The sequence below is a fragment of the Kitasatospora sp. NPDC057223 genome (assembly GCF_042669755.1).
Lineage (GTDB): Bacteria > Actinomycetota > Actinomycetes > Streptomycetales > Streptomycetaceae > Kitasatospora.
Genome location: NZ_JBHUWW010000030.1, coordinates 40,196 through 66,291, shown reverse-complemented (window position 1 = coordinate 66,291; position 26,096 = coordinate 40,196). Strand labels below are relative to the sequence as shown.

Here is a 26,096-nt window from a genome sequence, read left to right as displayed (position 1 = left end):
GACCAGAGGTGGCGGCCGCGCTGCCGTGCTGCCGTGCCCGCGCGGACTCGCCCGGGCAGTGGCAACGTGGGGGGCGACAGCCTCCGGCGAGCAACGGGAGCCCGCGATGACCGGTGAGATCTCCTTCTTCGAACTGGGCGTGGCCGACGCCGAGCAGGCCCACGCCTTCTACGGCGGCCTGTTCGGCTGGAGCTTCGAGCCCGGCCCCGGCGGCGGCCACCTGATCACGACCCCCGGGGTCCCCGGCGGGCTGCACAGCGGCGACCCCGGCGCCGGCCCGTACCTGTTCTTCGCGGTGGACGACATGGAGGCCGCGCTCGCCCGGGTGCTACAGCTGGGCGGCACCGTCGAGGGCGGCGACCTGGCGGGCGAGAGCGAGTCGGCCTCCCGGTTCGGCCGGTTCCGGCTCTGCCGGGACGACCAGGGCTCGGCCTTCGGACTGCATCAGCCGCCCCCGGCGGGCTGATCCCAGAACGAGGGCGCCCCCGCCGTGACCATGGTCACAGCGGGGGCGCCCTCGATGTCCGGTACCGCTCAGTTGTCGCCGTCCTCGTCGATCAGGAAGCCGCGCATCGGAGCGGGCGCCTGCTGCATCGGCTGCGGAGGCTGCGGGCGCACCGCGGCCATCGGCTGGGTCATCCCGGCCGGGGCCATCTGCTGCGCACCCGATCCGCCGGACGCCTGGCCGGCGCCGCCGAAGGAGGGCTGGCCGCTGCCGCCGAAGGACGTCTGTCCGCCGAAGGACGGGCCGCCGCCGAACGACTGTCCGCCGCCGCCGAAGCTGGGCTGACCGCCGCTCATCGCGGAGGCACCGGCCGGGGCCATCGACGACGCGGCCGGCGGCAGCGAAGCGGTGGCCGGGATGCGCGGCGGGGCGAGCGAGTCGTCCGCCTGCGACTCCAGCTGGCGCAGCTGGGTCTCCAGGTAGGACTTCAGGCGCGTCCGGTACTCACGCTCGAACGCCCGCAGGTCCTCGACCTTGCGCTCCAGCGTGGCCCGCGCGGACTCCAGGGAGCCCATCGCGACGCGGTGCTTCTCCTGCGCGTCCCGCTCCAGGGCGTCGGCCTTGGCACGGGCGTCGCGCTCCAGACCCTCGGCGCGGCTCCGGGCCTCGCCGACGATCTTGTTGGCCTCGGAGCGCGCCTCGGAGATCGCCTGGTCGGCGGTCTGCTGGGCGAGCGCGAGCACGCGGGCCGCACTGTCGCCGCCGCTGCTCTGCTGTTGCTGCTGCTGCATCGGGGGACCGCCGAGCGGGCCGCCCATCTGCTGCGGCTGGCCCATCGGGCCGCCCATCGGCTGGAGCTGCTGGCCGCCCATCTGCTGCTGGCCCATCTGCTGCTGCCCGGGGAGCTGCTGGCCGTGCTGCTGGCCCATGGGGTTGCCCATCGGCTGGAGCATCTGACCACCCATCGGCTGCACCAGCTGCTGCTGGCCGCCCATGGTCTGGCCCATCTGCTGCTGCTGCTGGCCCATCTGCTGCTGACCCATCGGGCCGCCCTGGCCGGACGGCAGCTGCGGGGCACCGGAGGGCAGGCCCAGCGGCTGGTTGCCCATCTGCTGCTGCTGCTGCGGCTGGCCCATCTGCTGCTGCTGGCCGCCCATCTGCTGCTGGCCCATCGGGCCGCCCATGGACTGGCCGGGGCCCTGCTGGCCCGGCACCGGCGGGCCGGATATGGCTGCCGGGACGGGGGCGCCGGGACGCGAGTCCTGCGGCGGCTCCTTGCGCATGTTGGCCTGGTTCTGCGCCGCGGCACGAGTCGCGGCGGCCAGCTTGGCGCGCAGGTCCTCGTTCTCGCGGAGCAGCTTGGTCAACTCGGCTTCGACCTCGTCGAGGAAGGCATCGACCTCGTCCTCGTCATAGCCTTCGCGCAGCCGGACGGTCGTGAACTGCTTGTTCCGAACGTCCTCGGGGGTCAATGGCATCTCTTCACCTCAACGTGATCGTCGGCACACCGGCATCCTGTCGCATCGCTCACCTACGACAGGCGCTGCACGAGCGAGATCAGGACATACACAATGATCATCAGTACGAAGAAGGACAGGTCGAGCGCCACGCCCCCGAGACGCAACGGCGGGATGAACCGCCGAAGAAGCTTGAGTGGCGGATCCGTGACAGTGTACGTGGCCTCCAGGACCAGGACCATGGCCTTGCCGGGCCGCCACGAACGCGCGAACTGGAAGACCCAGTCCATGACCAGCCGGAACAGCAGGAACACCAGGAAGACGGTCAGTGCATAACCGAGCACTGCCCCCACGATCCCCATCGAGAATCCCTCTCCCTGACCACTCGGCTTGTCACTTGCTGAACTGTCGCTAACTCACTGTCGATCAGATCCACACGTACAGTCGTGGCCGGGTCAGCTCTGGTTGAAGAACCCACCCTCGGCGATACGAGCCTTGTCCTCCGCCGTGACATCGACGTTAGCAGGCGACAGCAGGAACACCTTCTGTGTCACGCGCTCGATACTGCCGTGCAGACCGAAGACGAGTCCAGCGGCGAAGTCTACGAGGCGCTTCGCGTCGGTGTCGTCCATCTCGGTCAAATTCATGATCACGGGAGTGCCGCCACGGAACTGTTCCCCGATGGTACGGGCCTCGTTGTAGGTCCTGGGGTGCAGCGTGGTGATGCGGTACGGCTCTCGTTCGTTCACGACCTTGGGCATGATCACCGGGGCGCTCTTCTCCAGGTTGTGGCGGCGTTCGGGTGTGATGGACGACACTGGGGCCATCCTCGGGGTCTCCTGACGGATCGGGACCGCGGCCGGAACCGGCTGCGGGGCGATCTGGGCGACCGGGGCGGGCTGTGCGGCGGCGGGCCGGGGGATGTCCTCGGTCCGCCCTGTGCGCATCGGCTCGGGGTCCGCGTCGTAGTCGTCGTCGGGGTCGTACCCCTGGCCGTCGTACGTCTCGTCCTCCACGAGGCCGAGGTAGACCGCCATCTTGCGCATTGCGCCGGCCATTCTCCTGTCTCCTCCGCTCTGTGGTGGATCGGCTCCGTCACCGGCGGCCTTCGCCTGCGGATTCCCCGGCCCCCGAGGGCCCGTCAGGCCGATGGCCCGGGCAGGCTCGTGAGGGTCGTGGAGTTGCGATCCACGGTTCGCTAGCGCTCTGGAAAGCTGCTAGGTTCTGTCCTGTTTTGTCCTGCAGTCTGATCTACTACCCGGTGACGTTACCCGAGGGGTGACCGCACTCCGAGTACCGCCGTTCCGACGCGCACATGTGTCGCTCCGGCGGCCACGGCCTGCTCAAGGTCGCCGCTCATTCCCGCGGAAACCATGGTGGCAGCAGGATGGCTCGCCCGTACGGCGGTTGAGATTTCCGCCAGCCGCCCGAAAGCCGCCGCCGGATCGCCGGCCAGCGGCCCCGCCAGCGGGGCGACCGTCATCACACCGTCCAGGCGCAGCCCGGGCGCGTCGGCGATCGCGTCGGCCAGCGCCTCGACGTCCGCCGGTGCGACCCCGGCCCGGCCCTCCCCCGCACCGGCCTCCTTGTCCAGGGCGACCTGGACCAGGCAGCCGAGTTCGGAGCGGCCCGACGCGAGCACGGCCGACGAGAGCGAGCCGGCGAGCCGGAGCCGGTCGACCGAGTGCACCCGGTTCGCGTACCGCACGACCGAGCGGACCTTGTTGGTCTGCAGCTGCCCGACGAAGTGCCACTCCAGCGGAAGGTTTCTGCAGAGTTCCGCCTTGGGCGCGGCGTCCTGGTCGCGGTTCTCCGCCACGTCGGTGACGCCGAGGGCGGCCAGCAGTGCGCTGTCCTCGGCGGGGTAGGTCTTGGTGACGACGATCAACGTGACCTCGTCGCGGGCCCGGCCGGCCGCCTCGCAGGCGGCCGTGATCCGGCGCTCGACCACGTCGAGGTTGGTGCCGAGCTCCTCGAAGCGGGCCCGCTGACCGTCCGTCAGCATCTCGAAGAAGGCGGGCCGGCCCGGGAACGGTCCGTAGATGTCATTCGTCATGAGAGTTCAGAGCCCAACCAGACGTAGCTCGCGAGCCGGCCGGTGCGCTGCTCGCGGCGATAGGAGAAGTGATCGGCCGATTCGATGGTGCAGACAGATGATCGCACCAACTCGGTGACTCCGACAGCGGCGAGTTGGGCCTCGACCCCGGCCGCGATGTCGAGGGCCGGCGTTCCCCAGCTCGTCTCGCCGTAGGCGGCGGGCACCAGGGCCGCGACCTCGGCGCGCAGCGCGGCCGGCACTTCGTAGCACCGGCCGCAGACCGCGGGGCCGGTCGCCGCGGTGATCCGCTCCGGCCGGGCGCCGAGCTCGACCATCGCGCGCACCACGGCGGGGACGACACCCGCGGCCAGGCCCGGCCGGCCCGCGTGGGCCGCGCCGGCCACCCCGGCCGCCCGGTCCGCCAGCAGGACGGGCGTGCAGTCGGCGGTCAGGACGGCGAGGGCGAGCGGGCGGTCGGTGACGACCGCGTCCACCATCGGAGCGCTGCCGTCCGGCTGGCGCTCGGTCACCACCGCGACGTCCGCACCGTGCACCTGGTTCATCCAGACCACGTCCGCCGGGTCCAGTCCGAGCGAGCGGGCCGCGAGCCGCCGGTTCTCCCGGACGGCCCGCGGGTCGTCGCCGACCGCGCCGCCGAGGTTCAGCTCCCCGTACGGCGAAGTGCTCACCCCGCCCCACCGGTCGGTGAAGGCGAAGTGAGCACCGTTGCGCGTGTGGAGCTGCATCACTTCAAGAAGTCGGGCACATCGAGCTCCTCGGCGGGGCTCTCCACGTACGGCTGCCGGACCGGCTGCACCTGCGGGGGCACCGGCGAGGCGGTCGTGGTGGCCGGGCCGTCCGAGTGGCGGGAGACGGACTCGCCGTCCGAGCGGGTCACCGAGCCGATGCTCCCGTACGACGGCCGGGTGGCCGGGCGCTCGGGGGCGGCCGGCGCGGGCGCCGGGGTCGACTTGACGACCGGGTCGCGGACGATCGCCGGGGGCTGCCCGCCGTCGAAGCCCGCCGCGATGACGGTGACCCGGACCTCGTCGCCGAGCGCGTCGTCGATGACCGCGCCGAAGATGATGTTGGCCTCGGGGTGCGCCGCCTCGCTGACCAGCTGGGCCGACTCGTTGATCTCGAACAGGCCGAGGTCGGAGCCGCCCGAGATGGAGAGCAGCACGCCGCGCGCGCCGTCGATGGAGGCCTCCAGCAGCGGCGAGGAGATCGCCATGATGGCGGCTGCCTTGGCGCGGTCCTCGCCCCGGGCGGAGCCGATGCCCATGAGAGCGGAGCCGGCCTCCGACATGACCGACTTGACGTCGGCGAAGTCGAGGTTGATCAGGCCGGGGGTGGTGATCAGGTCCGTGATGCCCTGGACGCCGGAGAGCAGCACCTGGTCGGCGGAGCGGAACGCGTCCAGCACGCTGACCTGGCGGTCCGAGATGGACAGCAGCCGGTCGTTGGGGATGACGATGAGGGTGTCGACCTCTTCGCGCAGGCCGGCGATGCCGTCCTCGGCCTGGTTCGCGCGACGCCGGCCCTCGAAGGTGAAGGGGCGGGTGACGACGCCGATCGTGAGGGCGCCGAGCGAGCGGGCGATGTTGGCCACGACGGGCGCGCCGCCGGTGCCGGTGCCGCCGCCCTCGCCGGCGGTGACGAAGACCATGTCGGCCCCCTTGAGGACCTCCTCGATCTCCTCGCGGTGGTCCTCTGCCGCCTTGCGGCCGACCTCGGGGTTCGCGCCGGCGCCGAGGCCCCGGGTGAGTTCACGGCCCACATCGAGCTTGACGTCGGCGTCGCTCATCAGGAGGGCCTGCGCATCGGTGTTGATCGCGATGAACTCGACGCCCTTGAGACCGACCTCGATCATCCGGTTGATGGCGTTGACACCGCCGCCGCCGATGCCGACGACCTTGATGACTGCGAGGTAGTTCTGCGGTGCTGCCACGTCGAAGGCCTCTCGCCTCGAATTTCCGGGTCGGCCCGACGCTCGGGTACGCGCCGTTCCGACGGATGTCGATGGGTGGGGAGCCTGGTTCCTGACTGAATGTCCGAAATGCCGACCGCCGACCCGAACCCTAAACTTGACCTTTAGGGTTACTGCTGTGCCTCTGTCACATCACCGTAGGACACAGCCTGGTGACACAGGACACTAGGTCGCGCCGGGCCCGTGTTCAACGAACACGCCGAGCTTCCCTTTTTTCTTTTGAGCCTATGTGATCATCAACCGGCCTGAGAAACCGGGGTGACCGACAAACCCCTGTGCACAGAACCTACCGGATCATCCGGACACCGCAGGCGCGTCCGGCACACTCACGTCATAGTTCGTGGCCTTCTGATGCAGCAGCGCGGTCAGCACCCGGGCCTTGCGGTCGGTCAGTTCCGGACTCCCCCAGCGGACGGTTCCCCCTCCGGTGAGCTGGAGTTGGATGTCGTCGTACGAGTGGACCAGCACCGAGCCGGCCCGCTTGACGACGTCCGGCGGCAGGCCCGCCGCCACCGTCACCGCGCCCTGCACCAGCTGTTGGCGGGTGATCACCTCGACAGCATCGTTCGCCTGCTGACTGAGCTGCAGCTCCACCACCGGCACCCCGTCCGGAGGGGCCGGCTCGGTCGCGAAACTCACCCCGCCTGCATCCACCTGGGTGAACTGCCCGTCCTCGCCCTTGACGGCGGCGACCGGTTTGCGCTGCACGACCTTCACCCGCAGGGTGTGCGGCCAGCCCCGCCAGACCTCGGCGCCGGCCACCCGCGGGATGGCCTCCACCCGCCGCTCGACGTCCGCCAGGTCCACCCGCGCGAGCGGTCCGTCCCCGAGGTCGCCCAGCGCCGCGCGGACCTGGTCGGCCGTCAGCCGGTCGTCCCGCATGCCCTGCACCGAGACGCTTCGCACGTCGAGCACCGAGGAGAAGAACACCAGCCAGGACAGCGTGCCCAGGACCGCCGCCGCCAGCACGCCCAGCACCGTGAAACCGCGCCGGGACAGACGCAGCCGGGGAGTGTCCTCCTCGGCCTCCTCGTCGTCCCCGTACGCGCCGGTGCCGGGCGCACCGTCAGCCACGGCGGCGGCCGCCCCGTGCTGCCTCGATCGCCTCGTAGACCATGCCGACCAGCAGGTCGTCCGCGTCCCGGCGGCCGAACTCGGCGGCGGCCCGGCTCATGTCCCAGAGCCGCTGCGGGTCGGTGAGCACCGGCAGCACGTTGCCGAGCACCCAGTCGGGCGTCAGCTCGGCGTCGTCCACCAGCAGGCCGCCGCCCGCCTTCACCATCGGCTGGGCGTTCAGCCGCTGCTCGCCGTTGCCGATCGGCAGCGGGACGAACGCGGCCGGCAGGCCGACGGCCGCCAGCTCGGCGACGGTCATGGCGCCGGCCCGGCAGAGCATCAGGTCCGCCGCGGCGTACGCGAGGTCCATCCGGTCCACGTACGGCACGGCCCGGTAGGGCGGCATCCCGGGGATGTCGTCGATCACCGGCAGTTCGTTCTTCGGGCCGACGGCGTGCAGGATCTGCACGCCGTACTGCTGCAGGCGCGGCGCGATGGCCTGGATGGTCTCGTTCAGGCGCCGGGCGCCCTGCGAGCCGCCGGACACCAGCAGGGTGGGCAGCCGCTGGTCGAGGCCGAAGTACTGGCGCGCCTCGGGCCGCACGGCGTTGCGGTCCAGGGTGGCGATGGTCCGGCGCAGCGGGATGCCGATGTACCGGGAGTCGCGCAGCTTGCTGTCGGGCGTGGAGACGGCGACGAAGTTGCTGTACCGGGCGCCGATCTTGTTGGCCAGGCCCGGCCGGGCGTTCGCCTCGTGCACCACGATCGGCACCCCGGCCCGCTTGGCGGCCAGGTAGGCGGGCATCGCGACGTAGCCGCCGAAGCCGACCACGGCGTCCGCCTTGACCCGCTCGATGATGTCCTGGGCGGCCCGGACGGTGCCGCGCAGCCGGCCCGGGACGGTGATCAGCTCGGGGGTGGGCTTGCGGGGCAGCGGCACGGCCGGGATGAGCTCCAGGTGGTAGCCGCGCTCCGGCACCAGCCTGGTCTCCAGGCCGCGTTCGGTGCCCAGTGCGGTGATCCCGATGGTCGGGTCGTGCCTGCGGAGGGCGTCCGCGAGGGCGAGGGCCGGTTCGATGTGACCGGCGGTCCCCCCGCCGGCGAGTACGACATGCACCGAAATTCACCGCTCCCTGCGCGCCGGCCCGGGGGCCGGGCGTGCTGTGGTTCGTCGTCGTGGCAGCACCCGGGCCAGTCGTGTCCTGTTCCGGGAGTTGGTGGTCCGCGCGGCCAGGGCCGCCTGGGCCCCCGGTGTGCTGCGTGCGAAGCAGAGCAGCAGACCGACGGCGCACATGGCCGACAGCATGGCGGAACCGCCGTAGGAGAACAGCGGGAGCGGGACGCCCGCGATGGGCAGGAGTCCCAGTGCCGACCCCAGGTTGACCATGGCCTGGGCCATGATCCACGTGGTGGCGGCTCCCGCGGCATACCTGACGAAGGGGTCCTTCGTGCCGATGGCCACTCGGATACCCGCGTAGCCTAGTGCCGCGAAGAGGCCGATGACCGACAGTGTCCCCACCAGTCCGAGTTCCTCGCCCGTCGCGGCGAAGATGAAGTCGGTGTGGGCCTCGGGCAGCTGGCCCCATTTCTCGACGCCGGCGCCCAGCCCGGAGCCGAAGAACTTGCCCAGGGCGAACGAGTACACGCCGTGCAGGGCCTGGAAACAGGCCCCGTCGGCGTCGAGTTTGGTGACCCCGATGCAGGACAGCCGCTCCGCGCGGTGCGGCACGGTGACGACCAGCGCGGTACTGGCCACGACGGCCACCCCGAGGGTGGCGACGAACAGCCGCATCGGTGCGCCGACCATCCAGAGCAGCCCGAACAGCATGGCGACCAGGATCATCGAGGTGCCCATGTCACCGCCGAGCATGATCAGCATCAGCAGCAGCAGGGCGCCCGGGACGAGCGGCACCAGCAGGTGCTTCCACTGGTCCAGGGTGCCGGTCCGCTGCTTGCGGGCCAGCAGGTCGGCGCCCCACAGCACCAGCGCGAGCTTGGCGAACTCGGAGGGCTGCACCTGGAAGAAGCCGAAGTCCAGCCAGTTCCGGTTGCCGTTGATCCGCACCCCGACGCCCGGGATCGCGACCAGGACGAGGGCCCCGATCACGCCGAGCAGCAGCGGGTACACCACCACCCGGAGCACGCCGAGCGGCAGCCGGGCCAGCGTCACCAGCATCACGGTGCCGAGCATCGCGGCGACCAGCTGCTTCAGGAAGTAGTACTGCGCCGAGCGGTGCTGGCCCATCGCGAGGATCTGGGAGGAGGAGAAGACCATCACCAGGCCCAGCACGACCAGCAGCAGCACCGATCCCATGATCAGGTAGTACGGCGTGAGCGGCCGGTCCAGGGTGTAGCGCACCCGCGCCCGGAAGGCCTGCAGCCGGGCCAGCGGACCGGCCGACTTGAAGGTCGCCGTGCTGGCCGAGATCAGCTTGAGCGGGGAGCCCCCGCGCTCCGGCGGAGCGGTGACCCCCGTCTTTCCCTGACCAGGCACGACGCACCCCTCTTTTTGTGGCTCGCTCGCCTCCGGGGCGCTCACGTCCGGCGGGCGCCCCCTCGGCTCGCTCGCCGGTGGTACCGCCTGCCGGTGGTACCACCGACGCCTCGCGGCGGCCCGGCCGTGTCGGCTAGGCCAGGGCCCGGACGGCGGCCGCGAACAGGTCGCCGCGCTCGCCGTAGTTGGTGAACATGTCCATCGAGGCGCAGGCCGGCGCCAGCAGCACCGTGTCACCCGGTTGGGCGATCCCGGCGGCCGCGGCGACCACCTCGGCCATCGCCACCGCGCCAGTCTGGCCCTCGGCCGCCTCGATCACCGGCACATCCGGCGCGTGTCGCGCCAGCGCGTCCCGGATCAGCGCGCGGTCGGCACCGATCAGCACGGCGGCCCGCAGGCGGCCCGCGGCGCCCTGCACCAGGCCGTCGAAGGCCGCGCCCTTGGCGAGGCCTCCGGCGATCCAGACGACCGGCCGGAAGGCGGCCAGCGAGGCCGCGGCGGCATGGGTGTTGGTGGCCTTGGAGTCGTCGACGTAGGTCACCTCGTCGACGACGGCGACCTCGGCGATCCGGTGGGCGTCCGGCCGGAAGGCCCGCAGGCCCTCGCGGACGGCCTTCGGGTCGACCCCGTAGGCCCGGGCCAGCGCCGCGGCCGCGAGGGCGTCGGCGATGTTGTGGGGCGCGGGCGGGTTGACGTCCTCGACCGAGCCGAGTTCGGCGGCGTTCTTCTGCCGGTCGGGCACGAAGGCGCGGTCCACCAGCAGGCCGTCGACGACGCCCACCTCGGAGAGGCCGGGGGCGCCGAGGGTGAAACCGACGGCGCGGCAGCCCTCCTCGACGTCGGCCTCGCGGACGAGTGCCTCGGTGGCGGGGTCGGCCGTGTTGTAGACGCAGGCGACGGCGTTGCCCTGGTAGATCCGGCCCTTGTCGGCGGCGTACGCCTCCATCGAGCCGTGCCAGTCCAGGTGGTCGGGCGCCAGGTTGAGCACGACCGCGGAGTGCGGGCGCAGCGAGGGCGCCCAGTGCAGCTGGTAGCTGGAGAGTTCGACGGCGAGCACGTCGTACGGCTCGTCGGCCAGCACGGCGTCCAGGACGGAGACCCCGACGTTGCCGACGGCGGCGGTGCGGCGGCCGGCGGCGGTGAGGATCGAGGCGAGCATCTGGACGGTGGTGGTCTTGCCGTTGGTGCCGGTGACGGCCAGCCAGGGGGCGGGCTCACCGGTGCTCACGAGCGGCCTGCGCAGCTTCCAGGCGAGCTCGACGTCGCCCCAGACCGGCACCCCGGCCTGCTCGGCGGCGGTGAACAGCGGGCTGTTCGGCGGCCAGCCGGGCGAGGTGACGATGAGGCGGGTGCCCTCGGGCAGGCTCTCGCCGTCGCCGAGGCGCACGGTGACGCCCTCGTCCTCCAGCTGGGCGGCGCGGGCCCGCAGGCCCTCGCCGTCGCCGCCGTCGACCACGGTGACGCGGGCACCGAGGCCGTGCAGGACGCGGGCCGCGCTGATGCCGGACAGGCCGAGGCCGGCCACGGCGACCGGCAGGTCCGCCCAGTCCGGGGTGTCGGGGGTGCTGGTCATCCGGTTACCCATCCCGCGTAGAAGAGGCCGAGGCCGACGGCCACGCAGAGGCCCTGGATGATCCAGAAGCGGACCACGATCAGGACCTCGCTCCAGCCCTTGAGTTCGAAGTGGTGCTGGAGCGGTGCCATCTTGAAGACGCGCTTGCCGGTCATCCGGAACGAGCCGACCTGGATGATCACCGACAGGGTGATGATCACGAACAGGCCGCCGAGCAGGGCGAGCAGCATCTCGGTGCGCGAGCAGATCGCGAGGCCGGCCAGCGCGCCGCCGAGGGCGAGCGAGCCGGTGTCACCCATGAAGATCTTGGCGGGCGAGGTGTTCCACCACAGGAAGCCGAAGCAGGAGCCCATCAGCGCGGCCGCGACCACGGCGAGGTCCAGCGGGTCGCGCACGTCGTAGCACTGGGTGGTCGCGGAGATCGCGTAGGCGCAGCTCTGGCCGTACTCCCAGACGCCGATGAAGACGTAGGCGCCGAAGACCATCACCGAGGCGCCGGTGGCCAGGCCGTCCAGACCGTCCGTCAGGTTCACGCCGTTCGACATCGCGGCGATCATGAAATAGGCCCAGATGACGAACAGCACCGGGCCGACCGACCAGCCGAGGTCGCGCACGAACGACAGCTCCTGGGAGGCCGGCGTGAGCCCGCGGCTGTCGGCGAACTGCAGTGACAGGATGGCGAAGGCGAGGCCGACGAAGGACTGTCCGAGCAGCTTCGCCTTGGCCCGCAGGCCCAGCGAGCGCCGCTTGACGACCTTGATGTAGTCGTCCAGGAAGCCGACCAGGCCGAGGCCCGTCGTCAGGAAGAGCACCAGCAGGCCGGAGGCGGTCGGGCTCTCTCCGGCTATCACCTTGGTCGCGAAGTACGCGACGAGCGTCGCCAGGATGAAGGCGATGCCGCCCATCGTGGGCGTACCGCGCTTGCTGTGGTGGGCCTTGGGGCCGTCGTCGCGGATGTACTGGCCGTAGCCGCGCTTCGCGAGCACCTTGATCAGCGCCGGGGTCCCGAGCAGGGACAGCACCAGGCCGATGATGCCCGCGATGAGAACCTGCTTCATCACAGCGCAGCACCGTCCGTCAGCTGTACCCCGTCGGAGAGCAGCGCGTCGGCCACCCTTTCCAGACCCACCGAACGGGAGGCCTTCACCAGGACCACGTCCCCTGGCCGCAGCTGACCACGCAGCAGTTCGACCGCCGCGTCCGCGTCGGACACCAGCACCGACTCCTCACCCCACGAACCTTCGTTCCTCGCGCCCAGTTCCATACAGGCCGCGTCGCGTCCGCCGACCGCCACCAGCTTGGTGACGTCCAGTCGGACCACGAGGCGCCCGATGGCGTCGTGCTCGGCGAAGCTCTCCTCGCCCAGCTCCCGCATCTCGCCGAGCACCGCCCAGGTACGGCGGCGCCCCGGACCGCGGCCCCCCATCGACACGAGTGCCCGCAGCGCGGCCCGCATCGAGTCCGGGTTCGCGTTGTAGGCGTCGTTGACGACCGTGACACCGTCGGCCCGTTCGACGACCTCCATGCGCCAGCGGGACAGCGCGCCCGCCTCGCCCAGGGCGGCGGCGGTGTCGTCGACGGACAGTCCGAGCTCCATCGCCACCGCAGCGGCGGCGAGGGCGTTCGAGACGTGGTGCTCACCGTACAGGCGCAGCTGTACGGCTGCGGAACCGGCCGGGGTGGTGAGCGTGAACGATGGCCGTCCGGTGGAGTCCAGGCGAACATCCTGTGCGCGTACGTCCGCGTCCCTGGCCTCGCCGAACAGCACCACCCGGGCCCGGGTGCGCGAGGCCATCGCGCGCACCAGCGGGTCGTCGGCGTTCAGGACCGCGAGGCCCTCCGGGGGCAGCGACTCGACCAGCTCGCCCTTGGCCTCGGCGATCGCCTCCTTGGAGCCGAACTCGCCCAGGTGCGCGGTGCCCACGTTGAGGACGACGCCGACCACCGGCGGGGTGATGGTGGTCAGGTACTCGATGTCGCCCTTGTGCCGGGCGCCCATCTCCAGCACCAGGTGACGGGTGGTCGGCTCGACCTTCAGGGCCGTCATCGGGTGCCCGATCTCGTTGTTCAGCGAGCCGGGCGGGAAGACCGTCTCGCCGCGGCGCTGGAGCAGCTGGGCGATCAGGTCCTTGGTGCTGGTCTTGCCGGCCGATCCGGTCAGCGCGACCACCGAGGTGCCGGTGGCGCGCAGGACGACGGCCCGGGCCAGCTTGCCGAGGGCGTCCAGGACGTCCGCGACCAGCACGGCGGGCACGCCGACCGGGCGGGCCGCGAGCACGGCGACGGCTCCGGCCGCGACGGCCCGCTCGGCGTAGTCGTGGCCGTCCACCCGCTCGCCGACGAAGGCGATGAACAGGCCGCCGGGGCGCACCTGCCGGGAGTCGTACTCGACCGGGCCGGTCACCAGGACGGCCGGATCGGCGCCGTCCGCCAGGGTTCCTCCGACGGCGGCGGCGACCTCGGCGAGGGTCAGTGCGATCACGGCTGTTCCACTCCTCGGGTGCCCCGGGCGGCCGAGGAGCGGGAGATGACGTCCCGCAGGACTTCCCGGTCGTCGAAGGGGCGGATCTCGTCTCGTACGTACTGGCCTGGTTCGTGGCCCTTGCCCGCCACCAGGACGGTGTCCCCGGCGTGTGCGCGGGCCACCGCGCCGGCGATGGCCTCGGCCCGGTCGGGGACGACCAGGACAGCGCCGCGCTCGGCCTCGGGCACTCCGGCGGCGCCGGTGAGCATGGTGGCGAGGATCGCCAACGCGTCCTCGCTGCGGGGGTTGTCGCTGGTCAGCACCGCGGTGTCGGCCAGCCGGGCGGCGATCGCGCCCATCGGGGCGCGCTTGTGCGGGTCGCGGTCGCCGCCGCAGCCGACCACGACGTGCAGGCGGCCCTTGGTGACCTCGCGCAGCGACTCCAGGACGGCCTGCAGGGCGTCCGGCTTGTGCGCGTAGTCGACCACGGCGACGAACGGCTGCCCGGCGTCGACCCGTTCCAGGCGGCCCGGCACGCCGGGGACGGCGGCGACGCCCGCGACGGCCCGGTCCAGCGGCAGCCCGGCGGTCACCAGCACGGTGATCGCGGCGAGCGCGTTGGCCACGTTGAACGGCCCCGGCAGCGGCACCGAGGCGTCGGCGGCGGCGCCGTCCGGCCCCAGCACCCGGAAGGTCGAGCCCACCGGCCCGAGCTGGACGTCCACCGCGCGCCAGTCCGCCCCGGGGGCGCCCTTCGCGGAGAAGGACGTCACCGGGATCCTCGCCTCGGCGGCCAGCCGGCGGCCGTACGCGTCGTCCAGGTTGACCACGCCGAGACGCGACTTCCCCGGGGCGAACAGCCGGGCCTTGGCCTGGAAGTAGTCCTCCATGTCCGGGTGGAAGTCCAGGTGCTCCGGCGTCAGGTTGTTGAACAGCGAGACGTCGTACGTCACGCCGTCCACCCGGCCGAAGACCAGCGCGTGGCTGGAGACCTCCATCGCCACCGCGTCGGCGCCGCGCTCGCGCATCACCGCGAGGACGGCGTGCAGGTCGGTGGCCTCGGGGGTGGTGCGCTCGCTCTTGATCCGCTCGGTGCCGACCCGCATCTCCACGGTGCCGATCACGCCGGGCGCCCGGCCGGCGCCGAGCAGGCCGCCCTCGACCAGGTACGAGGTGGTGGTCTTGCCGTTGGTGCCGGTCAGGCCGATGGTCAGCAGCTGCTCGGACGGACGGCCGTAGACGGCGGCGGCCAGCTCGCCCATCCGGGCCCGGGGGCGGTCCACCACCAGGAGCGGGATCCCGGCCCCGGCGGCGAGTTCGGCGCCGGCCGGGTCGGTGAGCAGTGCGACGGCGCCGGCCCGGGCGGCCTGGGCGGCGAACGCCGCGCCGTGGTGGTTGGCACCGGGGAAGGCCACGTACACGTCGCCGGGGCGCACGGCGCGGGAGTCGTGGGTGATGCCGGTGACCGCGCCCCCGTCGACGGGCTCCAGGCCCAGCAGACGGGCCACCTCGGGCAGCGGCAGCGCCGCCACCCGGTCGGGACGGGGAGGGCTCACGGTGATTTGATCGGGTTTCGGCACGGCGGGCAGGCTATCGGCCGAAGGGTGTCCAGGGCCAAACCGGCCACCCCGGGCGCCACTGCCCGGGCTCGGCCCGCCGCCGGGTGCTCGCCCGCCCGCCGCGGCGGGGGCTGTGACCGGGTTCACATCACGGGGCTCGGTGGTCATCGGCGGTCACGGCTTCCAGTCGACGGGCAGGTTCGGCGCCTCACTGCCGCTCGGCGCGACCTGGAGGGTCTTGAGCGAGAACTCCATCACCTGCTTGAACACCGGCCCGCAGAGCTGGCCGCCGAAGTGGCCGTTGACCGGGTCCTGGATGACGCAGGAGACGGTGACCCGGGGGTTGTCGGCGGGGGCGAAGCCGATGAAGGAGGCGGTGTAGCCGGAGTACCCGCCCTTGCCGTCCGCCTTGTTGGCGGTACCGGTCTTGCCCGCGACCCGGTAGCCCGGGATGGCCGCCCGGCCGCCGGTGCCCTGCTCGTCGGTGACGACGGACTCCAGCATCTCGGTCAGCGTCTTCGCGGTCTGCTCGCTGACCACCCGCTCCTGGGCGCCGGGCGCGGCCGGGGTGTACTTGCCCTCCGGCGAGGTGGTGCCCTGGACGACCGAGGGGGTCACCCGGACGCCGCCGTTGGCGATGGTGGAGTAGACCGAGGTCGCCTGCAGGGCGTTGACCGACAGGCCCTGGCCGAACGGGATGGTGTACTGCTGCGAGCCCTTCCAGTCCTCCGGCTTCGCCAGGATGCCCTTGGTCTCGCCGGGGAACCCCAGCCCGCTGGGCCGGCCGATGCCGAACTTCTGCAGGTAGCCGCCGAGCACCTGGTTGGCCTCCGGCTGGGTCGCGCCGAGCTGCTCGGCGGCCTCGATGGTGCCGATGTTGGAGGACTTGGCGAGTACCCCGGCGAGCGTCAGGTACCAGGTCTCGTGGTCCACGTCGTCGTGGAAGACCCGGTCCGCGCGCTGGAGGGTGTTCGGGACGGTGACGTGGGTGTCCCAGGTCGCCTTGCCGCTGTCCAGCACGGCGGCCAACGTCATCAGCTTGGCGGTGCTGCCCGGCTCGTAGACGTCCTGGAGCGCGGTGTTGCCGAGCTGGTCGGCCTTGGCCGACGCCAGCTCGTTGGGGTTGAAGCCGGGTGAGGTCGCCATCGCCAGCACCTGGCCGGTCTTGACGTCCTGGACGATGACGTAGCCCTTCTGCGCCCCGGCGTTGGACACCTGGTCGGTGATGGCCCGCTGGGCCGCCCACTGGATGTCGCGGTTGATGGTGAGGCGCAGGTCGGTGCCCGGGACGGCGGCGTTCAGCGAGCCGCCGGCGGTGGGCACCAGCCGGCCGCCGGCCTGGGCGTAGGTGCTGCGGCCGTCCTTGCCGGCCAGCTGGTCCTGGTACTGCTGCTCCAGCCCGCCCGCGCCCTTGCCCTCGGAGTTGACGAAGCCCACCAGGTTGGAGGCCAGCCCGTCGGACGGGTAGACCCGGCGCTGGGTCTCCCGGTTGAACACGCCGGCCAGCGGGTTGGCGCACTCGTTGTCCACCCGGGTGCGGCCGCCCTGGTCGGCCGGGGTGGCGAGGAGCTTGCGCTGGGCCTGGCAGGCCTTGGAGCCGGCCTGCTTCTCCAGGCTCGCCTTGAGGTCGCTGATCTGGTTCTTGGTGTCGGGGGTCTGCTGGGCGGCGAGGCGCTTGTAGCGGCTCTTGGGGGTGTGCAGGTCGGTGGCGATCTGCTCCTTGGCCACACCGATGATCGGGGCCAGCAGCGCGGCGGCCTGTTCGGGCGCGTCGGGGAGGCCGGTCGCCGCCGGGGTGAACATCTGCGGGTCCGCGGTGATGTCGTACGCGTCGACGGTGGTGGCCAGGGCCACGCCGTCGGAGGACGTTATCGAGCCGCGCTCGGCGGTGAGTTCGATGTCCTGGTAGCGGTTGGTGTTGGCGTCGGCGGCCAGCGCGTCGGAGTCGATCAGCTGGAGCTGGACGAGCCGGCCCGCGAAGACGGAGAACACCAGGGCCATCGCGATGGTGGCGAAGCGCAGCCGGCGGCGCGGGTCGGCGAGCGTGATGGTCTTCGGCTGCGGCCGGACGGGCGGGCGGGGGCGCGGCCTGGGCGGCCCGGCGGGGCCGGACCGCAGCCCCATCTGCGACTTGGACAGCGGCTTGGGTTTCGTGCCGCCGGCACCGGCGGGCGCCTTCGGCCGGGGCCTCGGCTGGCTCTTGGGCTGGCCCTTGGACTGGCCCTTGGCGGACGGCTTCGGCGGCTCCCCGGCGGCGCGGCGCGGCTGCGGGGGCCGGGGCTGCTGCGCGCGCGGGCGCTCGCCGCCGCCCCGGGCGGGGGGCTTGCGGTCACCCGATCCACGGGGCGGCTGGCGGGGCGTACTCATCGGGCCGGGCCTCCGCTCGGGGTCGGCGAGGCCGGGCCTGCCGGGTTGATCTGGACGGTCGTGTCACCGGTCGGCGCCGCCGCAGGCGCGGTGGGGGCGGCTGCCGGAGCCGCCGGCGCCACCACCGGCGGGGCCGGCGAGGGGACGGGGGTGACGGCGGGGGCCCCGGGGCGGGCGCCGCCCCAGGGTTCGGCGCCGGAACGCTTCACCGGCGGGCTGTCCTGGGCCGGCCCCGGCTTGCCGAGCACGGTCCCGTCCTCCTGGAGGAAGGCCATCCCGCCGCCCGGCACCATGCCGAGCTCGCGGGCCCGCCGCTCCAGCGCGTCCGGTGCGGAGCCCTGGTCGATCTGACGCTGGAGGCTCTGCTCCTGGTCGGTCAGCACGGTGGTCTGCTTCTGCAGCCGGGAGAGCTCGAACGACCCCTCGTTGAGCGCGGTGTTGAGCGCGAGCAGGCCAAGCAGGCCGCCCGCGAGCAGCGCGACCACCAGGACGGCGAAGGGCGTACGGCCCCGGGCCGGGGCCCGGCCGGGCCGTACGGTGATCCGCGCCCTGCCGCCCTGCCCCGGGAGCAGTCTGCCGCTGCTCTCCCGGATCACCCCTCCGCCGGCCACCGCACCACACTCTCCTCGTCGCGACTGTGCGCACCGTCCGCGACCTGTGGGCCGCGGACGTCGTCCGCGCTCGTCCCGGGCCTGGTCAGCGCCGGGTGCTTCGGTCCCTGATCCTCTCCGCCACCCGCAGCCGGACGGGCGCGGCACGCCGGTTCTCCTCGATCTCCTGCTCCGTGGCCTGCTCGGCGCCACGGGTGATCAGCTTCAGCCAGGGCTGGTGCTCCTCGGGGATGACCGGCAGGCCGGGCGGAGCGGTGTTGGTGGCACCGGCCGCAAGGTACTGCTTGACGAGGCGGTCCTCCAGCGACTGGTACGACATCACCACGATCCGGCCGCCCACCGCGAGCACGTCCAGTGCTCCCGGTACGGCCCGGTCGAGGACCTCCAGTTCGCCGTTGACCTCGATCCGCAGCGCCTGGAAGGTCCGCTTGGCGGGGTTGCCGCCGGTGCGCCGGGTGGCGGCCGGGATGGCGTTCCTCACCAGTTCCACCAGACGCGCGCTGTTGGTGAACGGTTCCTTCTCGCGCTCGCGCAGGATCACCGAGGCGATCTTCCCGGCGAACCGCTCCTCCCCGTAGAGCTTGAGGATCCGGGCGAGCTGGCCGTGGCTGTAGGTGTTGAGGACCTCGGCGGCACTCAGGCCGCGGGTCTGGTCCATCCGCATGTCGAGCGGGGCGTCCTGGGCGTAGGCGAAGCCGCGTCCGGCCTCGTCCAGCTGCATCGAGGAGACGCCGAGGTCGAACAGGATGCCCTGGACCTTCGGGATCTCCAGGCGCTCCAGCACCTCGGGGATCTCGTCGTAGACGGCGTGCACGAGGGTGGCGCGGTCACCGAAGGGGGCGAGCCGCTCGGCGGAGAGCTTGAGCGCGGCCGGGTCGCGGTCGACGGCGACCAGCCGGACACCGGGGAACTGGGTGAGCAGCGCCTCGCTGTGCCCGCCCAGGCCGAGGGTGGCGTCCACCACCACGGCGCCGGGCTCGGAGATCGCCGGGGCCAGCGCGTCCATGCACCGCTGGAGCATTACCGGGACGTGCTTGGGTGCCGGGTCGTTGGTGCTCATGTGCGCTGTTGCGCCCTTCCTCGGTGCGAAGCCCCCCTCCTTGCCGTCCGCCGGGCTTCGAGGGGCCCGGGACACGGGGGGACTGCGACCATTTTGGCCCACTCCGCGCCCGGCCCACCGCATGGGGCCCGCACGCCGCCCGTGGTCCCCGCCCGCTCACTGGGGAAGATCGTGACCGCCCGGCACCGGGGAAGGTGCGCCAGGAGGCACGGAGCGGGAGGAGGCCGCGGGCTGCGTACGCCTGCGCCGAGGCCGCCCGACCGGCCTGAAAGGCCCGGTTGACGGTGCTCGGCGGTTGTGCTGCACTGCGCCGCAAACTCTATCGCGGACACCTTTCCCGTCAATGGCCCGCACCGGCGCGCCACCCGGGCGGCGGTACGGATCTCCGCAGGCCGCCGCCCCCGCCGGGCCCGTCGGACGGGCTTGCGGAGCGACCGCGCGCGGCCGCTTCTCCCGCGCCCGTGGGCCTCCGCTCCGCGCCGGATAATTCAGGACAGACCACAGCGATTGAGCATCAGTCCCCGCCGCCGCGGTATGCACTCGATCACAGCGGCGGGCCGGCAGGGCCGTCCCCGCACCATGGCGGGCCGAATCGCACTAACGTCGGAGCTATGACAGTGACCCCCGACCGGACCGGGCCGACCGCCGCTGCCGCCCCCGCCGCGTCCGCCCCCGGCATCATCGACCGCTTCCTCGACGCCAACCGCGCCTACGCCGTCGACTTCCGCGACGGCGGCATGGACGCCAGGCCCGTCCAGAAGGTCGCCGTGGTGGCCTGCATGGACGCCCGCCTCGACCTGTTCGCCGCCCTCGGGCTGGAGCTCGGCGACGCGCACGTGATCCGCAACGCGGGCGGCGTCGTCACCGACGACACCATCCGCTCGCTGACCATCAGCCAGCGCGCCCTGGGCACCCGCTCGATCGCCCTGATCCACCACACCGGCTGCGGCCTGCTCGGCCTGACCGAGGACTTCCGCCGCGAGCTGGAGCTGGAGGTCGGCCAGCGCCCCCAGTGGGCCGTCGAGTCCTTCGTCGACCTGGACGGCGACGTCCGCCAGTCCATGCAGCGGGTGCGGACCTCACCGTTCCTGCCGCACACCGACGACGTCCGCGGCTTCGTCTTCGACGTCCACACCGGCCTGCTCCGCGAGATCGACTAGTACCGAACCGTCCGCACAGGGCCCGGCCAGCGTCGTCCGGGCCCTTTCCCGTGCCCGCCCGACCACGCCGCGAGGTGCCCTCCGGGCAGTCCCGAAGAGCCGGACGGCAGATAATCCGGGGACGAACCGGGACACTGCACCCTTGTCGCCCGGCAGACTCCCGCACAGACTCCCGCCGAGCGGCCCGCACCGGGCCGCTGCCCGGGGTGAAGGGTGACTTCTGCCCGTCCGACAGGGAAGAATGCGACGGCAGGCCTTACCCCGCACCACCTGGGGCGGCCTGGCCGCAGGCGCCGCCGGGTGCCGGTCCAGGCCACTGGAACCGCACCCCGGACGCGCCGCGTCAGTCGGGTGGGGGCCGTCCTCGGGGTGAGGACCGGCGCAATGCCAGGGAGCGTACGGGTGACGAGCACATACGATCAGGCCGGTCAGAGCGGTCGCGGGAGCGACCGGCAGGCCGAGAGCTTCCAGCGGGGCGGGCTGCACGAGCTCGGCGCCGTCGTGGAGCGGGTGCGCGCGTCCGTCGAGAGCGTCATCGAGGGCAAGCCGGAGGCCGTCCGGATCGCCCTGACCGTGATGCTGGCCGAGGGCCACCTGCTGCTGGAGGACGTGCCCGGGGTCGGCAAGACGATGCTGGCCAAGGCGCTCGCCAAGTCGGTCGACTGCACCGTGCGGCGGATCCAGTTCACGCCCGACCTGCTGCCCTCCGACGTCACCGGCACCAACATCTTCGACCAGCACCAGCGCGACTTCGAGTTCCGGCCCGGCGCGATCTTCGCGCAGATCGTGGTCGGCGACGAGATCAACCGCGCCTCGCCGAAGACCCAGTCCGCGCTGCTGGAGTCGATGGAGGAGCGCCAGGTCACCATCGACGGCACCAGCTACGAGCTGCCGTCCCCCTTCATGGTGGTGGCCACCCAGAACCCGGTCGAGATGGAGGGCACCTACCCGCTCCCCGAGGCCCAGCGCGACCGCTTCATGGCCCGGATCTCCATCGGCTACCCGAGCCCCGAGGCCGAGCTGGCCATGCTGGACGTGCACGGCGGCGCCAACCCGCTGGACGACCTGACGCCGGTCGCGCACGCCGCCGACATCCTCAAGCTGATCGAGCTGGTCCGCACCGTCCACATCGCCGAGCCGGTCCGCCGGTACGCCGTGGAGCTGGTCGGCGCCACCCGCACCAGCCACGAGCTGCGCCTCGGCGCCTCGCCCCGGGCCACCCTGCACCTCGTCCGGGCCGCCCGCGCCGCCGCCGCCCTGGACGGACGCGACTACGTCACCCCCGACGACATCCAGTCGCTGGCCGTCCCGGTGCTGGCGCACCGCCTGATGCCGACCGCCGAGACCCAGCTCAGCCGGCGCACCTCCGAGGAGATCGTCCGCGACCTGGTCGCCCGCCTCCCGCTGCCGCGCCCGCAGGGCCCGGCCACGCGGAGGGGCTGAGGTGGCACCGTCCGAAGCGGCCGGGCAGGGCGGGGCCGGCCCCCGCGGCCTGCGGGCCGGCCTGGCCGGGCTCACCACCCGGGGCCGCTCCTTCCTCGCGGCCGGCGTCACCTCGGTGCTCTGCGCCTTCGTGCTCGGCCAGGACGCGCTGCTCCGGGTCGGGGTCCTGCTGATGGCCCTGCCGCTGTCGGCCGCCCTGCTCCTGCTGCGCACCCGCTACCGGGTGGCCAGCGGCCGCCGGCTCAGCCCGCACCGGGCGACGGCCGGCCAGGAGGCCCGGGTGCACCTGCGGGTCGACAACGTCTCCCGGGTGCCCACCGGCCTGCTCCAGCTGGAGGACAAGGTCCCGTACGTGCTCGGGCCGCGCCCGCGCTTCGTGCTGGACCGGATCGAGCCGCGCGGCCACCGCGAGGTCTCCTACCGGGTCCGCTCCGACCTGCGCGGGCAGTACCCGCTCGGCCCGCTCCAGCTGCGGCTCTCCGACCCGTTCGGGATGTGCGAGCTGTCCCGGTCCTTCGCGGCCTGGGACACCCTGACCGTCGTCCCCCGGGTCCAGGTGCTGCCCGAGGTGCGGCTGCGCGGCGAGTGGTCCGGGCAGGGCGAGAGCCACAGCCGGAGCCTGGCGCTGGCCGGGGACGACGACGTCATCCTGCGCGAGTACCGGCACGGCGACGACCTGCGCCGGGTGCACTGGAGGTCCACCGCCCGCTACGGCGAGCTGATGGTCCGCCGCGAGGAGCAGCCGCAGAAGGCCCGCGCGACCGTCCTGCTGGACACCCGTGAGAGCGCCCACCGGGGCACCGGTCCGGCCTCCTCCTTCGAGTGGGCGGTGAGCTGCGCGGCCTCGGTGGGCGTGCACCTGATGGAGCGCGGCTACCAGGTCCGGCTGCTCACCGACACCGGGCAGGCCGTCCCCGGCCCGAACGGCGGCGTCAACACCGTCTCCGAGGCCTCCGGGATGCTGCTGGACGCCCTCGCCCTCGTCGACCTGTCCGAGGGCCCCTCGCTGTCCCGCGCCGAGGAGGCGCTGCGGCTCGGCGGCGAGGGCCTGCTGGTCGCCGTCCTCGGCGCCCTCGACGAGGAGCAGACCGCCCGCCTCGCGCGGCTGCGCCGGCGCACCGGCACCGCCGTGCTCTTCCTGATCGACACCGAGACCTGGGCCGGCCTGCGGCTGCTCGCCCCCGACACCGGCGGCGCCGAGATCCGCGCCCGGATCCGGCAGCTGCGCGAGGCCGGCTGGACGGTGCTGCCCGTACGGGCCGGCGACTCCGTGCCCGACCTGTGGCGGGCCGCCGACCGCGCCGACTCGTCCTCCGCCTACCGAGAAGAGGCCGACGCGTGACCACCCGGGCCAAACTGACGCTGTACTCGGCGCTGGCCTGCGCGCTGGCGACGCTGTGCCTGACCCCGCTGCTCGGCTCCAACGGGTGGCTCGCCCACGCGTTCCTGCTGATCGCGCTGACCGCCGCCACCGGCGCCGGGCTGCGCCGGCTGTCCGTGCCGCGCCCGCTGGTGCCCGCCGGACAGCTCCTGGTGCTGCTGTACGCGCTGGCGCTCGGCTTCGTGCGCCCCGCGCTGGCCGGCGGTCTGCTGCCCGGGCCGGCCGCGCTGGACGCCCTCTCGGCCGTGCTGCGCCAGGGCATCGAGGACATCCAGCAGTACGCCATCCCGGCGCCGGCCTCCCCGGGGCTGCGGCTGATCCTGGTCGGCTCGGTGGCACTGATCGCCGTCCTGGTGGACACCGTCGCGGTCACCTTCCGGCAGTCCGCGCTGGCCGGCCTGCCGCTGCTGGCGCTGTACTCCGTCGGCACCGGCCTGGCCGACGAGGACGGCAAGGCCTGGCTCTGGTTCCTGTTCGCGGCCCTCGGCTACCTGCTGCTGCTCTTCGCGGAGGGCCAGGACCGGCTGTCGCGCTGGGGCCGGGTGTTCCACGGCGGCCGGCCCGGCACCGACAGCAGGGGCGGCCTCTCGCACGGGGGCCGGCCGATCGGCCTGCTCGCGCTGGCCGCCGCGCTCGTCCTGCCGATGCTCCTGGGACAGTGGGACCTGGGCCTGTTCCGCGACCGGACGGGCCACGGCATCGGCAAGGGCGGCGGCTCCGGGGTCACCACGCTGGATCCGCTGGTGAGCCTGGCCTCCTCGCTGAGCCGGCCCTCCGGCGCCGAGATGATGACCTACACCATGCAGGGCGACGGGGCGGGCACCACCTACCTGCGGACCGGCGCGCTCGACACCTTCGACGGCACCGAGTGGAAGCTCTCCCCGAAGGACGTCTCCGCCAACCCGGGCAGCCTGCCCGCACCCGAGGGCCTGGCCGCCGAGACCGGCGTCGGCGCGTTCACCACCGCCTTCAGCATCGCGGACCGGATGGAGTCCGCCTGGCTGCCGATGCCCTACCCGGCCACCGAGGCGAAGCCGCCCGGGCGGTGGAACTTCGAACGCTCCACCCGGACGCTCACCGGCGACGGCGGGCAGACCACCCGGGGCCTGAAGTACGAGGTGACCAGCCTCGACGTCCGGCCCACCGCGGACCGGCTGCGCACGGCCGGGGCCGCCCCCGAGTCGGTCAACGAGCGCTACCTCGCCCTGCCCAGCGGCCTGCCGCAGATCGTCGCGAGCACCGCGGCGAACGTCACCCGCGGCCAGTCCACCGCGTACGACAAGGCGGTGGCGCTGCAGACCTGGTTCTCCCGCACCGGCGGCTTCGCGTACAGCACCGACGTGCCGGGCGGCACCGGCAGCGAGGCCATCGCCGCGTTCCTGCAGAACAAGAAGGGCTTCTGCGTCCACTACGCGTCCACCATGGCCGCGATGGCCCGCACCCTCGGCATCCCCTCCCGGGTCGCCCTCGGCTTCACCCCGGGCGACAACGCCGGGGCCAACACCTTCCGGGTGACCGACCGGGACTACCACGCCTGGCCCGAGCTGTACTTCCAGGGCGCCGGCTGGCTGCGCTTCGAGCCCACCCCCGGCCGGGGCAGCACCCCCGAGTACTCGGCGCCGGTCGCCGCCCCGACGAAGGCCCCGACCCAGCAGCCGACCACGGCGGCGCCGAGCACCAGCGCGGTGCCCTCCGCGACGCCCAGCAGCAGCTGCAGCACCAAGCAGCGCGCGGACGGCTGCGCCGACCAGCAGAAGGCCGCCGCACCGACCGCGCAGGAGAGCTCCTGGCTGCTGTCCTGGCAGGTGCTGGGCACCGCGGCGGGCGTGCTCGTCCTGCTCGGCCTGCTGAGCACGCCGATGCTCTGGCGCTCCCTGACCCGGCGCCGCCGGCTCGGGGCGGGGGGCCGGCGCGGCCCCGGCGGCGACGGGCCCGGCGGGCTCTCCGACCAGGAGGTGCTGGCCGCCTGGGACGAACTGGTCGACTCCGCCTGGGACCTCGGCATCCCGCCGGACGACTCGCGCACCCCGAGGTCCGCCGTGCGGCGGATCGCCGAGGCCGGCGAACTGGACGAGGACGCCACGGCCGCCGCCGGGCGGGTGGCACTGGCCACCGAGCGGGTGCTGTACGCCCGCGGCGGCGGCCCGGCGGCCCCGCTGGCCCCGGACGTCCGGCGGGCCCGGGAGGGCCTGCGGGCCTCCGCCCGGCGCACCGGCCGGGCCCGAGCGGTGCTGCTGCCGCCCTCCTCCGCGAAGCTGTGGTGGCAGGCCTCCGACCGCGTCCAGGACACCCGCACCGCCGTCGGCGGGCGGGTCTCGCGGGCCGTCAGGGCGGCGACCGCCCCGGTACGGCGCGCCTGGGACCGGCTGCGGCCGGGCCCGCGCGGGTAACGGCGGCGCGGGGCCGCACACGCCGAGGGCGGGCAGTCGGATCGACTGCCCGCCCTCGGCGTAGGTGTGTCCGGTCGGGATCCTCGTCGTCCGCCGTACCCGGCGGCGGGGTCAGAGGCCGCTCTGCTCGTCCCTGCGGCGCTGCCAGCGCTGCTCCATCCGATCCATCACCCCGGCCTTGCGGCGCGGGGAGGGAGCCGGGCCGGCGCCGGACCCGTGGTGACCGGCCGGAGCACGCTTCCAGCCGGTGACGGCGAGGACGGCGCAGCCCAGCATCACCAGGAACCCGACGACGCTCACCCAGATCTGCTGGGCGACCATGCCGCCCATCAGCAGGCCGATGCCCACCACGAACCCCGCAGCGGCCTGGTAGACCCGCCGACGGGTGTAGGCGCGCAGCCCGGTTCCCTCAAGCGCTGACGCGAATTTGGGATCTTCGGCGTACAGCGCTCGCTCCATCTGCTCGAGCAGACGCTGCTCGTGCTCCGAGAGCGGCACGGAGTCCTCCTACTCGTCGGTCGCGGGGCGACCGGTCCGCCACCCCCTGCGGGGTGGCCAGTCCATTCAGCCTTCAAGACACGCAGTCAGACGCTTGTGTGCTGGCCGAG

At 73.1% G+C, this 26,096-nt stretch carries 22 protein-coding genes; 5 read left to right on the top strand and 17 right to left on the bottom strand.

Going from position 1 to position 26,096, the window contains the following annotated elements; translation table 11 throughout:
• A partial coding sequence (locus ACFUK0_RS14205) for a VOC family protein (protein WP_380249713.1) occupies positions 1-466 on the top strand: 466 nt, incomplete at its 5' end.
• A 68-nt stretch (positions 467-534) separates the two neighbouring features.
• On the opposite strand, the gene ACFUK0_RS14200 is transcribed toward ACFUK0_RS14205, so the two are convergent.
• The 16 genes from ACFUK0_RS14200 to rsmH form a co-directional block, all read right to left on the bottom strand.
• Positions 535-1,923, bottom strand: coding sequence for a DivIVA domain-containing protein (locus tag ACFUK0_RS14200; protein ID WP_380249711.1), 1,389 nt, complete (start codon positions 1,921-1,923; stop codon positions 535-537).
• Positions 1,924-1,976: 53 nt separating this feature from the next.
• The gene (locus ACFUK0_RS14195) at positions 1,977-2,264 is read right to left on the bottom strand and encodes a YggT family protein (protein ID WP_371482183.1); all 288 of its coding nucleotides are present in this window, start codon (positions 2,262-2,264) and stop codon (positions 1,977-1,979) included.
• 93 nt (positions 2,265-2,357) lie between these two features.
• Positions 2,358-2,960 (bottom strand): cell division protein SepF, encoded by a 603-nt coding sequence (locus ACFUK0_RS14190; protein ID WP_380249708.1) that lies wholly within the window; start codon positions 2,958-2,960, stop codon positions 2,358-2,360.
• Positions 2,961-3,169: 209 nt separating this feature from the next.
• Positions 3,170-3,907: a YggS family pyridoxal phosphate-dependent enzyme gene (locus tag ACFUK0_RS14185; protein WP_380249721.1), complete on the bottom strand. Its 738-nt coding sequence runs from the start codon at positions 3,905-3,907 to the stop codon at positions 3,170-3,172.
• 47 nt (positions 3,908-3,954) lie between these two features.
• Entirely contained in the window at positions 3,955-4,686 is a 732-nt protein-coding gene (gene pgeF / locus ACFUK0_RS14180; protein ID WP_380249706.1) for a peptidoglycan editing factor PgeF, read from the bottom strand.
• A complete protein-coding gene (gene ftsZ / locus ACFUK0_RS14175) occupies positions 4,686-5,891 on the bottom strand; it encodes a cell division protein FtsZ (RefSeq protein ID WP_380249704.1) in 1,206 nt (401 codons plus the stop codon). The genes pgeF and ftsZ overlap by 1 nt, the downstream gene beginning before the upstream one ends.
• A 333-nt stretch (positions 5,892-6,224) precedes the next feature.
• On the bottom strand, positions 6,225-7,004 hold the full coding sequence (locus ACFUK0_RS14170; protein WP_380249702.1) for a cell division protein FtsQ/DivIB: 780 nt from the start codon (positions 7,002-7,004) through the stop codon (positions 6,225-6,227).
• Complete coding sequence (murG, locus tag ACFUK0_RS14165) at positions 6,997-8,103, bottom strand: undecaprenyldiphospho-muramoylpentapeptide beta-N-acetylglucosaminyltransferase (RefSeq protein WP_380249700.1); 1,107 nt, start codon at positions 8,101-8,103, stop codon at positions 6,997-6,999. The genes ACFUK0_RS14170 and murG overlap by 8 nt, the downstream gene beginning before the upstream one ends.
• A gap of 6 nt (positions 8,104-8,109) precedes the next feature.
• Positions 8,110-9,480, bottom strand: a complete 1,371-nt coding sequence (gene ftsW / locus ACFUK0_RS14160; protein ID WP_380249698.1) for a putative lipid II flippase FtsW — start codon at positions 9,478-9,480, stop codon at positions 8,110-8,112.
• Between the two features lie 133 nt (positions 9,481-9,613).
• Positions 9,614-11,053, bottom strand: a complete 1,440-nt coding sequence (gene murD, locus ACFUK0_RS14155; protein ID WP_380249696.1) for a UDP-N-acetylmuramoyl-L-alanine--D-glutamate ligase — start codon at positions 11,051-11,053, stop codon at positions 9,614-9,616.
• Positions 11,050-12,111 carry a phospho-N-acetylmuramoyl-pentapeptide-transferase gene (gene mraY, locus ACFUK0_RS14150; RefSeq protein ID WP_380249694.1) on the bottom strand — a complete coding sequence of 354 codons (1,062 nt, stop codon included), beginning with the start codon at positions 12,109-12,111 and terminating at the stop codon, positions 11,050-11,052. The genes murD and mraY overlap by 4 nt, the downstream gene beginning before the upstream one ends.
• Complete coding sequence (murF, locus tag ACFUK0_RS14145; RefSeq protein WP_380249692.1) at positions 12,111-13,535, bottom strand: UDP-N-acetylmuramoyl-tripeptide--D-alanyl-D-alanine ligase; 1,425 nt, start codon at positions 13,533-13,535, stop codon at positions 12,111-12,113. Before murF ends, mraY begins: the two co-directional genes overlap by 1 nt.
• Entirely contained in the window at positions 13,532-15,097 is a 1,566-nt protein-coding gene (locus ACFUK0_RS14140) for a UDP-N-acetylmuramoyl-L-alanyl-D-glutamate--2,6-diaminopimelate ligase (protein ID WP_380249690.1), read from the bottom strand. The genes murF and ACFUK0_RS14140 overlap by 4 nt, the downstream gene beginning before the upstream one ends.
• Before the next feature lie 153 nt (positions 15,098-15,250).
• Positions 15,251-17,443: a peptidoglycan D,D-transpeptidase FtsI family protein gene (locus ACFUK0_RS14135; protein WP_380249688.1), complete on the bottom strand. Its 2,193-nt coding sequence runs from the start codon at positions 17,441-17,443 to the stop codon at positions 15,251-15,253.
• Complete coding sequence (locus ACFUK0_RS14130) at positions 17,440-18,054, bottom strand: septum formation initiator family protein (RefSeq protein ID WP_380249686.1); 615 nt, start codon at positions 18,052-18,054, stop codon at positions 17,440-17,442. Before ACFUK0_RS14130 ends, ACFUK0_RS14135 begins: the two co-directional genes overlap by 4 nt.
• A gap of 85 nt (positions 18,055-18,139) precedes the next feature.
• Positions 18,140-19,114 (bottom strand): 16S rRNA (cytosine(1402)-N(4))-methyltransferase RsmH, encoded by a 975-nt coding sequence (gene rsmH, locus ACFUK0_RS14125; RefSeq protein WP_380249684.1) that lies wholly within the window; start codon positions 19,112-19,114, stop codon positions 18,140-18,142.
• A gap of 611 nt (positions 19,115-19,725) precedes the next feature.
• Here rsmH and ACFUK0_RS14120 point away from each other — a divergent pair.
• From ACFUK0_RS14120 to ACFUK0_RS14105, 4 genes are all read left to right on the top strand, one after another.
• Complete coding sequence (locus ACFUK0_RS14120) at positions 19,726-20,274, top strand: beta-class carbonic anhydrase (protein ID WP_380249682.1); 549 nt, start codon at positions 19,726-19,728, stop codon at positions 20,272-20,274.
• Positions 20,275-20,754: 480 nt separating this feature from the next.
• Positions 20,755-21,717 carry an AAA family ATPase gene (locus tag ACFUK0_RS14115; protein ID WP_380249719.1) on the top strand — a complete coding sequence of 321 codons (963 nt, stop codon included), beginning with the start codon at positions 20,755-20,757 and terminating at the stop codon, positions 21,715-21,717.
• A 1-nt stretch (position 21,718) separates the two neighbouring features.
• Positions 21,719-23,059, top strand: coding sequence for a DUF58 domain-containing protein (locus tag ACFUK0_RS14110; protein ID WP_380249680.1), 1,341 nt, complete (start codon positions 21,719-21,721; stop codon positions 23,057-23,059).
• Positions 23,056-25,488, top strand: a complete 2,433-nt coding sequence (locus tag ACFUK0_RS14105) for a transglutaminaseTgpA domain-containing protein (RefSeq protein WP_380249678.1) — start codon at positions 23,056-23,058, stop codon at positions 25,486-25,488. The genes ACFUK0_RS14110 and ACFUK0_RS14105 overlap by 4 nt, the downstream gene beginning before the upstream one ends.
• Positions 25,489-25,599: 111 nt before the next feature.
• Here ACFUK0_RS14105 and ACFUK0_RS14100 read toward each other — a convergent pair whose 3' ends face one another.
• Complete coding sequence (locus ACFUK0_RS14100; protein WP_380249676.1) at positions 25,600-25,986, bottom strand: DUF3040 domain-containing protein; 387 nt, start codon at positions 25,984-25,986, stop codon at positions 25,600-25,602.
• Between the last annotated feature and the right edge of the window lie 110 nt (positions 25,987-26,096).